Genomic DNA, 12010 nt, shown 5'->3' with positions numbered 1-12010 from the left:
GTAACGTCTGTCGCGAAGCATGGAACCGGAGGTAAAGGACCGTGTCTCTTTCACTCGTGCACCCATGCCCCTCCCGTGCAGAGGTGTCGGCATAATGGGGCCGCGGACCGAGGCCGCCATAGGAATTCTCGGCACCGGCTCGTACCTCCCCGCGGAAACGGTCTCCAATCATGTGGTCGCCGAACGATCGGGCGTGACCGCCGAGTGGATTCAGGCCAAGACGGGTATCCGCAGCCGTCGTTATGCGGCCGGGCACGAAGCCACCTCCGACCTTGCCGCCGAAGCGGCGCAGGCCGCTCTCGCCACTGCCGGGATCACCGCTGGGCAACTGACGTGGATCGTGGTGGCGACGTCTACCCCGGACCATCCTCAGCCCGCCACGGCCTGCTTGGTCCAGCAACGGATCGGTGCCCGCGCCGCCGCGGCCTTCGACATCAACTCGGTGTGCAGCGGTTTCGTGTTCGCACTGGTGACGGCGGCCCGGCTGCTGTCCTCCACCCCAAACGGGCCGGTCCCGTACGGCCTGGTGATCGGGGCGGACGTGTACTCACGCATCATCGACCCCACAGACCGTCGCACCGCCATACTGTTCGGTGACGGCGCCGGAGCCGTCGTACTCGGCCCGGTGCGGCCCGGCCACGGGCTGATCGGCGCGCACCTCGCCAGTGACGGCGAGCGGCACGATCTGATCCACGTCCCGGCCGGCGGCAGCCGCGAACCGGCCTCGGAGAAGACCGTGGCCGAAGGTCGGCACTACTTCCGCATGAACGGCCGGGCGGTCAGCGACTACGTGCGGTCCGAGCTGCCCCGGGCGGTGCGGGCAGTGCTCGCCGCCCACGACGTGGAGTCCGCCGACGTCGATCACTTCATCCCGCATCAGGCCAACGGCGTCCTGCTGCGCACGGCCCTGCCCGATCTCAGGTTGCCCCGGGCACGGGTCCACCTCACGGTCGCCGAACACGGCAACACCAGCGCCGCGTCCATTCCGCTGGCGCTCGACCAGGCCCGGCGGCAAGGCGCCTTCGCCGACGGAGAGCTGCTCCTGTTGGCCGGATTCGGCGGCGGCATGTCGCTCGGCACCGCGCTCGTCAGATGGCAGAGCGGCGAGGCCTGCCACTGAGGACACGCGCACTCGCCCCACCGGCCGCCCAGGAAACGACTCGAAGGACTCAACGGCATGGCTAAGCGCTTCTCCACCATCGCGGTGATAGGTCTCGGGACCACCGGGTCGGTGCTCGCGAACATGGTCGCCCGCAGCGGCCACCGGGTGATCGCCGTCGACACCGACGCCTCCGCTCTGGACCTGGCCGGTGCCCGGCTGACCGACACCGGCCGAGCCACGGTCGACCTCACCACGCGCCCGGCCGACATCACCTCGGCGGACCTGGTGATCGAAGCGGTACCCGAGCGGATGACGACCAAGTGCGAGGTGCTCCGTCACGCGCACCACGCGTGCGCCCCGGACACGGTGTTCGCGACGACGACCACCGGACTGGCGGTGACCGACATCGCCTTCGGCTCGGGGCGGCCAAGTCGCACGGTGGGGTTGCACCTGTTCCCACAGGGGCCGATGGACCGGGCGACCGCCGTGGAGGTTGTGAGCACGCCCCTGACGGACGGGTCCGTACTCACCGACGTCCAAGCACTGATCCGAGACCTCGGGCAGGTTTCGGTGTCGGTGCCCGATCGCGCGGGCTTCGTCGGTGGGGCCCTGACGATGGCCTATCTCAACGACGCCGCGACGATGTACGCACAGCGCTACGCCTCACGCGACGGCATCGACACCGCCATGATGCTGGGCTGCGGGCTTCCGCGGGGGCCGCTGGCCCACCTGGACGCGATCGGGCTGGATGTCGCGCGTGACACGCTGGACGCCCTGTACGAGCGCACCGGTGACCGCCGGTTCCTGCCCGCCCCCGTACTGACGCACATGGTCGCCGCCGGCCTGCTCGGGCTGAAGACCGGGCGTGGCTTCTACGACTACGGCGCCCCGGACGACGACGGTGCCGCGGACACGGGCGACGAGCTGCCGACGGCCCGCCCCGTACGGCGTATCGGTGTAGTGGGTTCGGGGACGATGGCCACCGGCATCGCGGAGGTCTGCGCACGGGCGGGGTACCCGACGACTCTCGTGGCGCGCAGCGAGGTCCGCGCCAAAGAGGCGCTCGCCACCGTGGAGAACTCGCTGAACCGGGCGGTGCAGCGGGGCAGGCTGACACCGGAGCAGCTCACCTCGTCGATGGAGTCGCTGACCGGGGTGTCCGGCCTGGAGGCGGTCGCCGGATGCGATCTCGTGGTCGAGGCGGTCGTGGAGGACATCGACGTCAAGCGGACGGTGTTCCGGGAACTCGACGCCGGGTGCGAGGCGCAGACCGTGCTGGCGACATCCACATCGAGTCTGCCGGTCATCGAATGTGCCATGGCGACCGGTCGGCCCGAGGCCGTGGTCGGGATGCACTTCTTCAATCCGGCACCGGTGATGAAACTCGTGGAAGTCGTGCGGACCGCGCTGACCTCGCGCGAGACGCTCGGCGTGGCGCACGCGACCGCCACCGCGCTCGGCAAGCGTCCCGTGGGTTGTCCGGACCGGAGCGGTTTCATCGTGAACGCGCTGCTGTTCCCCTATCTGAACAGTGCGGTGGCCCTGCTCGACGAGGGGATCGTCACCGCCGAGGACATCGACACGGTGATGGCCCTGGGGCAGGGCTATCCCATGGGCCCGCTCCAGCTGCTGGACGTGATCGGTCTGGATGTGTCCGTGGCCATCCTGCGCACGCTGCACAGCACGTTCCGGGAGCCATGCCTGCTGCCCTCGCGCCCTCTTGAGCAGCTCGTGGCGGCCGGCCACCTGGGCCGCAAGCGGGGCAAGGGACTGCGCAACCACGAGGGCTGAGCCGGTTCGCACTTCGCGTCCGTGCGCGACACCAGTGACACACCGTACTTCTGGAGGAATCATCATGCGGGAGATCGTCAGCGCTGCCTTGTCGGAAGATGCGGTCGGTGCGGATTTCGACGCCTTGCCGGTTCCGGAGTCCTACCGCGGTGCCGTCGTCCTGCGGGACGAATCGGAGATGTTCCAGGGAATGGCGAGCGCCGACAAGGAACCCGCGAAGTCCCTGCGCGTGCGCGAGGTGCCGACTCCCGAACCCGCTCCGGGCGAGGCCCTCATCGCGGTGATGGCCAGCTCCATCAATTACAACACCGTGTGGACCTCCATTTTCGAGCCGATGCCGACCTTCGGTTTCCTGCAGCGGTACGCGCGGTCCAAAGAGCCTGGCGCGGAGCGGCACGATCAGCCGTACCACGTGGTGGGTTCCGACCTGGCGGGCATCGTGCTGCGTACCGGGCCCGGCGTGCATCGCTGGAAGCCGGGCGACCGGGTCGTGGCGCACTGCCTGTCCGTCGACCTGCAGTCCCCGGACGGGCACGACGACACCATGCTCGACCCGGAGCAGCGCATCTGGGGGTTCGAGACCAACTTCGGCGGGCTCGCCGAGCTGTCCCTCGTCAAGTCCAACCAGCTCATGCCGATGCCCAAGCACCTCACGTGGGAGGAGGCCGCCGCCTCCGGACTGGTCAACTCCACCGCCTACCGGCAACTCGTCTCGCGCAACGGCGGGCAGATGAAGCAGGGCGACGTGGTGCTCGTCTGGGGCGCGGCGGGCGGCCTCGGCTCGTACGCCACGCAGCTCGCGCTCAACGGCGGCGCGACTCCGGTGTGCGTCGTGTCCGGAGAGCACAAGGCCCAACTCGTCCGGTCCCTGGGCGCCGAGCTCGTGATCGACCGGGCGAAGGAGGGGTACCGGTTCTGGAAGGACGAATCCACGTCCGACCCCAGGGAGTGGAAGCGCCTGGGCTCCCACATCCGGGAGCTGACCGGGGGTGCGGACCCGGACATCGTCTTCGAGCATCCCGGCCGGGAGACCTTCGCCGCCAGCGTGTACGTGGCGCGGCGCGGCGGCACCGTGGTCACCTGCGCCTCGACGTCCGGGTTCCGGCACGAGTACGACAACCGCTATCTGTGGATGTCGCTCAAGCGCATCGTCGGCAGCCACTTCGCAAACTACCGGGAGGCATGGGCGGCCAACCGTCTCATCGGCCGGGGGATGATCCATCCGACCCTGTCCACGGTGTACCCGTTGTCCGACGTCGGCATCGCCACGCAGGCCGTGCACCGCAATCAGCACGCCGGCAAGGTCGGGGTGCTGGGCCTGGCGCCCGCGGAGGGGCTGGGCGTCCAGGACGAGGCGCTGCGAGCGCGTCACCTGGCAGGTATCAACCGTTTCCGCCCCCACAGCCACAGCAGTTGAGGCCCGGCCCTGGGCGCCCGCCACGCATGACGAGAAGGAGACAGAGATGGCGTTTGCGCGTGTACACCTCGACGAATCGAAGTGCGTCACCTCGGGGCAGTGTGTCCTGACCGCCCCCGAGGTGTTCGATCAGCGGGAGAAGGACGGAGTCGGCATTGTGCTGACCGACTCCCCCGCCCCGGAGCTGCTCGGCAAGGTGCAGGAGGCCGCGGCCGGCTGTCCCGCGGCGGCGATCCGGCTGTTGCACCAGCCCGCCTGACGGGTGGTCGGCGGCTGATTGAGGGGGCATAGGGGGGTGTCCGACAGCGCGGCGGACAGGCACGTTTGTCGAGGTGACCTCACCGCGATGCCGACGTGACGTCACCACACCGCTGCGGGGGAGGCGGAGGACGGCCGCGAGCGGATCCTGAACCACCCGCGTCGTGGTCCGAGTTCCGGTTTCGACAGACATACTCACTCACCGAGTACGGAGCATAAAGAAATTGGCAGCCAACAGTTCTCTACCAGCCGAGCCGCTCATCGACGAGATCCCGCTCTCCCTGTGGGGACGGAACGATCTACGGGTCCTGCCATGGGAACGCGATCCGGTCGACCTGGGCTTCCACTCCTATACGTATCTGGTCGGATCCGACTCGGACATGTATGTCGCCAAGTGCGTGCCCGCCGCCCAGGGGCCGAAATTCACGAGCGGCCTCACGGTCGCCCTGGTGGTGGAGGAGCACGGCATTCCTACCGGCGGGCCACTGCCGACCGCCAAGGGCGAGATCACCGCGTACCACGGTGAATGGTGCTGGGCATTGCTGCGTCACCTCGACGGCGGGCGGGCCGACGAGAACGATCCTGTGCATATGCGCCGGGCCGGCGAGACGCTGGGAGCCATCCATACCGCGCTGGTCAACACCCCTCCTCCGCCGGACATCCTGAGGTGGGACCACTTGGACGCCATGATGGTCGCCGAGGCTCCGTTCCTGGAGGACAAGCCATGGATCCAGCAGGCCATGTGCGAGGCCTACGAGACGGTGGCCGGCAAGGTCATGGTGGGCCTGCTGCATTCCGATGCCAGCATGAACACGTTCCGGGTGAAGCCCGAATCGATGGGGCTCTTCGACTGGGGCGAAGTCATGCACGGCCCCTTCCTCTTCGATGTCGCCACCGCCCTCAGCTATCTGGAACGGTCCGTGGACGTCGGCCCGCTGCTGCGGGGATACATGGCGAAGTCTCCGGTGTCCCCGTCGGAACTTCCCCACCTCGGAGCCCTCCTGAAGTTCCGTGCGGCCGCGGAGGCCTGGATCTACGCCCGCCGCGAATGGGTGGGCAATGACATCGGGAACATCGGCGATCTCAGCAATGCGAACCTCCTCGACCGGGCACGGAAGAACCTCGCGTCGGCCGAGCAGGACGGCGAGCGTTTCCTGAGCCAGTACGAGTGAGCACCCCCGTATCCGGACCGACCACGCCTCATTGCCTACGCTAGGAGACTGAACACGATGTCGCAGCTCTCGTCCGAACTCCCCGCTTTCCCCATGTCCAAGGCGAAGGGCTGCCCCTTGGACCCGCCCCCCGAATACGCTCAGTTGCGTTCGAACCGGCCGGTCGCGAAAGCGAGGCTGTGGGACGGCAAGGAAGTGTGGCTGATCACCGGGTATGACGAGATCCGCTCGATCTTCACCGACCCGCGTATCAGTGTCGACAACACGCAGCCCGGTTATCCCTGGCTGAGTGAGCAAGCACGGACCGTCGTGCTGACCGGCGGCGTGAAGCCGGTGGGCCGGATGGACCCGCCCGAGCACACCGCCATGCGGCGCATGCTGGGCCAGGGATTCCTCGTCAAGAAGATTCAGAACATGCGTGGCGATGTGGAGGCCCTCGTCAACGGGCTCATCGACGACATACTCGCGGGCCCTCGGCCGACGGACCTGGTGACGGCGTTGGGCATGCCGGTTCCGTCCACCGCGTTGGGATGGGTGCTGGGTGTTCCCCCGGCCGACAAGCGCCTCATCAGCCTGGTTCCCCGGCTTTTCGACGAGGACTCCGGGCTGGAGGGCGCCATGGAAGCCCGCGCCGAACTGTTCGCGTACATCGATGAGTTGATCACGCACCGGGAGAACGAACCGGGCGACGACATCATCAGCCACCTGGTCGGCTACTACCAGAAGGGCGAGCTGTCACGGGCCTCCGTGCTCACCCAGGCGGTCACACTGATCGCGGCGGCACTCGACACCACCAGGAGCATGATCACCAACGGGATTCTGGCCCTGCTGCAGCATCCCGAGCAGGCGGCGGCGCTGGTCGAGGACCCGGACCTCGTACCGGCGGCGGTCGAGGAACTCCTGCGCTACACGGTCGTCACGGAGTTCTCGTCCAAGCGCGTGGCGGCCGAGGACATCGAGATCGCGGGCGAGACCATCAAGGCGGGTGACGGCATCATCTGCCTGATCAGTGCGGGCAACCGGGACGAGAAGGTCTTCACCGATCCCGACACCCTGGACGTCCGGCGGGACGCCAAACAGCACCTGGGCTTCGGGGCCGGCATCCACACGTGCATCGGGAAGCAACTGGCGCGCATGGAGCTGGAAGTGGTGTACGGAACCCTGTTCCGCCGGATCCCCGAGCTGCGGCTGGCGGTCCCCTTCGACCAGCTGGTCTTCCGCAACACGTTCGACGTGCAGGGCGTCCGGGAGCTTCCCGTCACGTGGTGAGGCACGGCTGTTGACGGTGGTTTCCGAAGCATCGCACCTCCGCGCGCTTCGTCCGCTGTCGCTCCTCGGCAGGGCGCACCCGAGCGCCCTGCCGGTCGCGTTGATGTTCCCTCCCGGGCCGTACGCGTTCCTGCGTGGCCGGGGCGCCGGCCGGACCGCGGCCCTGATGAGTCGACCGAGGACAACCGCCATGATGGAAAAGACCCTTCCTGCCAGGTCCATGTCCCGGGCCTGGATAGGCCGATACTCCCTGGCATGGCTCGGGCTGTGGATGGCCTACCTGGTGCCGCAGCAGTTCGCACTGCCCGACCAGCTGGCCCGGGTCGACCCGACCGGCCGGATCGCCGACTTCGGCGTCATCAACGCCGTGTGCGGCGTCGTCGCCCTGTTCACGCTGCCGCTGTTCGGCACGCTGTGCGACCGGACCCGATCCCGGTTCGGCCGCCGGCGGCTCTGGGTCGCCGGCGGCGCGACGCTGTTCGCGAGCGGCCTGGTCGCCACCGGCCTGCAATCCGACTGGACCGGGATCGGCCTGTCCTGGCTGGCGTGTTCGATCGGCTTCTGCATGGCCACGGTCGGCTTCACCGCACTGGTCGCCGACCAGGTCCCCGAGTCCCAGCGCGGCACCGTCTCCAGCGCGATGTTCGGACCGCAGACGGTCGGCGTGGTGCTCGGCCTGTTCTGCCTGACCGCGATCCCCGGCGACCTGCCGCGCTACTTGCTGCTCGCGGCGGGCGTTCTCGTGCTGGCCGCGCCGTTCGTCCTCAAGCACCGCGACACCGCCACGACCCGGTCCGACGGTGGTGTCGGCCTCCGCGAGTTCGTGGCCAGCGTTCGGGACAACCCCGCGTTCGCCTGGACCTTCGGCACCCGGGTGCTGATGAATCTGGCCAACGCGCTGGCCACCAGCTACCAGCTGTACTTCATCACCGACGTGCTGCGGGTGGCCCACCCCGAGCAGGTGCTTCTGCTGCTGACCATGGTCTACCTGGGGTGGACGCTGGTCTCGGTCTACGTCTGCGGGGTGCTGTCCGACCGGCTCGGCCGGCGACGGGCGTTCGTGGCCTGCGGCGCGATCGGCCAGGCGCTGGGCTGCGCGGTCGTCGCGATCGCGCCGGGCATGGGCACCGCGCTGGCGGCGACGTCGCTGTTCGGCATCGGCGTCGGCGCCTACCTGGCCGTCGACCAGGCGATCATCACCGCGGTGCTGCCGGCGGCCGAGAACCGCGCCCGGGACCTGGGCATCATGAACATCGGCCTGTTCGGACCGCAGACCCTGGGGCCGCTGCTGGCCGGCCTGGTCATCGGCGCGCTGGGCGGATACCAGGTCCTGTTCGCACTGGCCGGGGTCACCAGCCTCGTCAGCGGCCTGCTGATCTACCGCGTGTCCTCGGTGCGTTGAGCGCGCCGAGCGCGACGGCCCCGACCGTCTGACTGGAGTCCACCGATGTTCCGTCCGCTGCGGGTGTTCGCCGACGTGCCGTCGCTGCGCGCCCTGCTCCCGCTGTCCCTGATCGCCCGCATCCATCTGAGCGCGCTGCCCGTGGCCCTGTCTTTCCTCGTCGCCGACTGGACCGGCTCGTACACGATCGTCGGCGCGGTCACCGGGGGCATGGCCATCGCCCAGGCGGTGGCCGGTCCGGTCCGCGGCCGGCTCGCGGACCGCGGCTCGGCCGCCCGGCTGCTGCTGGTCACCGGCGTCGGCTACGCCGTCGGGCTGGTGCTGCTGGTCGCGGCGGTCGCGGTGCTGCCCGGCGGGGCCTGGCCGGTCGCAGTGCTGATCTCGTTCCTCACCAGCCTGGCCATGCCGCCGATCTCCCAGATCAGCCGGGCGACGTGGCCGCGGCTGGCCGAGGGGGCCACCCGTGAGTCCATCTTCACGCTGGAGGCCACCGGCAACGAGATCGTCGAGATGGGCGGCCCGGTGCTGTCCGCCGGCGTGGTCACGCTGGTCAGCCCCGCCGCCGCCGTCGGCGTGTGCGCCTTCCTCGGCGCGGTCGGCGCGGTCGTGCTCGGCCTGGTGATGAAGGGCGCGGGCCTGGACACCACGCCCAGGCCCGCCGCTGCCGCCGCAGGCAGTAGTGCGGACAAGCCCGCGCGGCAGCGGTCGCTGCTGCGCAACGCCGCGTTCTCCCGGGCCGTGCTGGTCTCGTTCTTCCTGATGGGTTCGCTGTTCGCGGTCAACCTGTCGGTGGTGGCGTGGGGCCGCAACATCGGTCACGCCGAGGCAGGCGCCGGTCTGGTCGCGCTGTGGAGCGTCGGTTCGGCGCTCGGCGGGGTGGTCATCGCCGGCCGGGGTAAACGCTCCAACGTCCCGCTGCGCATCGGGCTGTTGGCCGTCGGCATGGCGGCACTGGCGTTGCTGCTGCCGCCCATGGCCAACTCGACGTCGTACTGGCTGCTGGCCCTGGTGATGGTGCTGGGCGGTACGGCGATCGCGCCAAGTCTGGCGGCGAGCAACTCGCGGGTCGGCCAGGTCGCGCCGGAGGACCGCCGCGCGGAGGCGTTCGGCTGGCTGGCCGCCGCGACCACCGGCGGCGTCGCGCTGGTCCAGCCGCTGAGCGGGTGGCTGCTGGACACCGTCGGCCCCGCGGTGGCCGTCGGCTGCGGCGCGGCGATGGCGTGCCTGGCCGCAATCATCGCCGGCACGCTCCCCCGGCCCAAGCCTCCCGAGGTGTCCGAGGCGTCCGAGGGCTCCGAAGTGTCCGAAGCGGACGCCGGGGCGCAGGGGTGAGCGCGATGCGGGTTGTCGTTCTCGGGGTGACCACCGGTCTCGGCGGCCGGCTCGCGTCCTACCTGCTGGCCGGCGGGGACACGCCGGTCGGACTGGTCCTGCGGGACAGCGACGCCGAGCGCATGCGGGCCGCCCGCATCGAACCGTTCGTGCTCGACACCGACGGATCCGACCTCGACGTGCAACTGAAGCGGGCCTTCCGCGGCACGGACGCCGTCGTGCTGGCGGCCGGCACCGGCACCGGTCCGGGTTCGCTCGGCGCGGCGGTGTCCTCGCCGGCGGCTCAGTTGTGCGCCGCGGCCGAGGACTGCGGCGTCCGCCGGTTCGTCATGGTGAGCGCGCATCTGCCCGGCGCCCGGGACCGCGCCGCCCTCGGCGACCAGCTCGACGCCTACCTGGCCGAGAAGCGCGCCGCCGAACAGGTGGTGCGCGAGCAGGACCTGGACTGGTGCGTGCTGCGCCCTGGCATGCTGACCGACGATCCCCCGCTGGGGACCGTGCGGGCCCGGCCCGACGGTGTGCCGGCGGTCGGCGACGAACTCTCCCGCGGCGACTGCGCCGAGGCGATCCGTACCGTGCTGACGCAGGGAATCACGGGTGTGTGGCATGCCACGACCGGAATGACGCCCATCGAGCACGCATTTCGCGTGTGATGTCGCTGTTCCTTCTCCCCGGGGCCCGCGAGAGAGCGTCACCCTGCTTCCCCGGGGAGTTGTTCACCGGTCTTCGACCTGGCTTACGCAGGGAACGGCTGCCGGCCGTGCTCCAGCCGGAAATTCGCCGCCGTGGCCAGAAAGAGATCGTTGGATTCCCGGGCGCCCACAGTGACACGGACCCCGTCCTCGGCAAGCACCCGTACCCCGATACCGGCACGGGCACAGACGCCGGCGAATTCCGCACTGCGCTCGCGGAGCGGCAGCCAGAGGAAGTTGGCCTGGGAGCGTGAGACCGGCCAGCCCTGCTCGATCAGGGCGCCCTCCATCCGGTGCCGCTCGGCGATAACCAGGTCAACCCGCTTCATGACGTCGTCCGTTGCGGCCAGGGAAGCGATTGCCGCCTCCTGCCCGATCTGGCTGACCCCATAGGTCGCCATCGTGCGCAGCGCCGCTGCGACGGCTTCCGGGGCAATGGCGAAACCGATCCGCAATCCGGCCAGGCCGAATGCCTTGGAGAAGGTCCGCACCACGGCTACATTGGGGTATTCGCGGCATACGGTGGTGCCGTCCGCCGCGTCCTTGTCGGACACGAACTCGGCGTACGCCTCGTCCAAGACAACCAGCACGTCCTCGGGAACGCGGGCGAGGAACTCTGCCAATTCGTCACGGCCCACTGTCCTGCCGGTGGGGTTGTTGGGGGTGCAGAGGAAAATCAGCCGTGTCCGTGCGGTGACACGCTCCGCCATGGCGTCGAGGTCGTGGTACCCCTCGTCGGTCAACGGAACCGCGACCGGGGTCGCGCCGCAGATGGCCTTGGTGATGACGGGGTAGGCCTCGAATGACCGCCAGGCGTACATCACTTCGTCCCCTGGGGCGGCCATGGCCTGAATGAGCGACTGGATCACGCCCACCGACCCCGCGCCGGCTGCGAATCGGGTGGGCGGCAGGTCAAACCTGTGCGCCAGTGCGGCTATCAGTCGTGCGCAGCCGATATCCGGGTAGCGGTTGAATCGCCTGGCGGCCGCGATCGCCGCGTCCAGGACACCGGGCAGCGGATCGTAGGGGTTCTCGTTCGCCGCCAGCAGGTGCGTGAGTTCCGCAGTGGGCGCGCCGCCCGACCGGCTCGCCGCGTGCACGGCAATGGAGTGCAGTTCTGGACGCGGCCGTGGTCCTGGCATATCAGAACACACACCTTCCCTGAAATCGAAATGGCTTGGAAGACACGTAAGGGAACGCTGGGCCAAGGGAATAGCGTTGGTACAACGGAAACCGGACATCGGCATGCCGGAGTCGCGGGCGGTTGAGGATTCCGCTCGCTTCCGCGCACGGTGGAATGGGCACGTGGCCGGCGGCGTCCGGTGCTGACGGCCCGTTCGTTTTTATCCCCCGCCGTCCCAGCAGCGGTATCGTCAGACCTTGTCAACAACCTGCCGGTCGGCGTCGTTGCCGGGCAACCCCCTATGCCCCCCTCACATCACGTACTGCCGACTATGTTTTCCAGCCTGCGCTGGAATTCGCTCCGCGGCACCCCTGACTTCCTGGCAGCGCATTACCGACCCGGCGAATCGGCAAACCGCAGCCCCGCGCACGGCATTCGGGGGTGATAGGGGT

10 protein-coding genes are annotated in these 12010 nt (G+C 69.3%); 9 read left to right on the top strand and 1 reads right to left on the bottom strand.

Annotated elements, in window-relative coordinates; genetic code table 11:
- Nucleotides 1-94 precede the first annotated feature (94 nt).
- The 9 genes from CPH93_RS34955 (at nt 95) to CPH93_RS34915 (ending at nt 10396) form a co-directional block, all read left to right on the top strand.
- Nucleotides 95-1120, top strand: a complete 1026-nt coding sequence (locus CPH93_RS34955; RefSeq protein WP_093481343.1) for a 3-oxoacyl-ACP synthase III family protein — start codon at nt 95-97, stop codon at nt 1118-1120.
- A 57-nt stretch (nt 1121-1177) separates the two neighbouring features.
- Nucleotides 1178-2893, top strand: a complete 1716-nt coding sequence (locus CPH93_RS34950; RefSeq protein WP_096215179.1) for a 3-hydroxyacyl-CoA dehydrogenase family protein — start codon at nt 1178-1180, stop codon at nt 2891-2893.
- A 64-nt stretch (nt 2894-2957) separates the two neighbouring features.
- Nucleotides 2958-4310, top strand: coding sequence for a crotonyl-CoA carboxylase/reductase (ccrA, locus tag CPH93_RS34945; protein ID WP_096215178.1), 1353 nt, complete (start codon nt 2958-2960; stop codon nt 4308-4310).
- Nucleotides 4311-4356: 46 nt separating this feature from the next.
- Nucleotides 4357-4569: a ferredoxin gene (locus CPH93_RS34940; protein ID WP_096215177.1), complete on the top strand. Its 213-nt coding sequence runs from the start codon at nt 4357-4359 to the stop codon at nt 4567-4569.
- Nucleotides 4570-4792: 223 nt separating this feature from the next.
- Nucleotides 4793-5740 carry a phosphotransferase enzyme family protein gene (locus tag CPH93_RS34935; RefSeq protein ID WP_159395124.1) on the top strand — a complete coding sequence of 316 codons (948 nt, stop codon included), beginning with the start codon at nt 4793-4795 and terminating at the stop codon, nt 5738-5740.
- Nucleotides 5741-5797: 57 nt separating this feature from the next.
- Nucleotides 5798-7009: a cytochrome P450 gene (locus CPH93_RS34930; RefSeq protein WP_093481348.1), complete on the top strand. Its 1212-nt coding sequence runs from the start codon at nt 5798-5800 to the stop codon at nt 7007-7009.
- 190 nt (nt 7010-7199) lie between these two features.
- Nucleotides 7200-8411, top strand: coding sequence for an MFS transporter (locus CPH93_RS34925; RefSeq protein ID WP_096215175.1), 1212 nt, complete (start codon nt 7200-7202; stop codon nt 8409-8411).
- Between the two features lie 45 nt (nt 8412-8456).
- Nucleotides 8457-9743 carry an MFS transporter gene (locus tag CPH93_RS34920; protein WP_096215174.1) on the top strand — a complete coding sequence of 429 codons (1287 nt, stop codon included), beginning with the start codon at nt 8457-8459 and terminating at the stop codon, nt 9741-9743.
- Nucleotides 9744-9748: 5 nt separating this feature from the next.
- On the top strand, nt 9749-10396 hold the full coding sequence (locus tag CPH93_RS34915) for an NAD(P)-dependent oxidoreductase (protein WP_096215173.1): 648 nt from the start codon (nt 9749-9751) through the stop codon (nt 10394-10396).
- Nucleotides 10397-10479: 83 nt separating this feature from the next.
- Here CPH93_RS34915 and CPH93_RS34910 read toward each other — a convergent pair whose 3' ends face one another.
- The gene (locus CPH93_RS34910) at nt 10480-11577 is read right to left on the bottom strand and encodes a histidinol-phosphate transaminase (protein WP_096215172.1); all 1098 of its coding nucleotides are present in this window, start codon (nt 11575-11577) and stop codon (nt 10480-10482) included.
- Nucleotides 11578-12010: the final 433 nt, after the last annotated feature.

Source organism: Streptomyces sp. 2323.1 (assembly GCF_900221035.1).
Taxonomy (GTDB): Bacteria; Actinomycetota; Actinomycetes; order Streptomycetales; family Streptomycetaceae; genus Streptomyces; species Streptomyces sioyaensis.
Note: the sequence above shows the minus strand (reverse complement) of the source record. Positions and strands in the feature narration are given on the sequence as shown.

What these genes read in the sequence shown, in the direction of transcription:
- CPH93_RS34930 (WP_093481348.1), top strand. Translation starts at nt 5,798, where the DNA reads ATGTCGCAGCTCTCGTCCGAACTCCCCGCTTTCCCCATGTCCAAGGCG.
- CPH93_RS34940 (WP_096215177.1), top strand. Translation starts at nt 4,357, where the DNA reads ATGGCGTTTGCGCGTGTACACCTCGACGAATCGAAGTGCGTCACCTCG.
- CPH93_RS34920 (WP_096215174.1), top strand. Translation starts at nt 8,457, where the DNA reads ATGTTCCGTCCGCTGCGGGTGTTCGCCGACGTGCCGTCGCTGCGCGCC.
- ccrA (WP_096215178.1), top strand. Translation starts at nt 2,958, where the DNA reads ATGCGGGAGATCGTCAGCGCTGCCTTGTCGGAAGATGCGGTCGGTGCG.
- CPH93_RS34925 (WP_096215175.1), top strand. Translation starts at nt 7,200, where the DNA reads ATGATGGAAAAGACCCTTCCTGCCAGGTCCATGTCCCGGGCCTGGATA.
- CPH93_RS34915 (WP_096215173.1), top strand. Translation starts at nt 9,749, where the DNA reads ATGCGGGTTGTCGTTCTCGGGGTGACCACCGGTCTCGGCGGCCGGCTC.
- CPH93_RS34910 (WP_096215172.1), bottom strand. Translation starts at nt 11,577, where the DNA reads ATGCCAGGACCACGGCCGCGTCCAGAACTGCACTCCATTGCCGTGCAC.
- CPH93_RS34955 (WP_093481343.1), top strand. Translation starts at nt 95, where the DNA reads ATGGGGCCGCGGACCGAGGCCGCCATAGGAATTCTCGGCACCGGCTCG.
- CPH93_RS34950 (WP_096215179.1), top strand. Translation starts at nt 1,178, where the DNA reads ATGGCTAAGCGCTTCTCCACCATCGCGGTGATAGGTCTCGGGACCACC.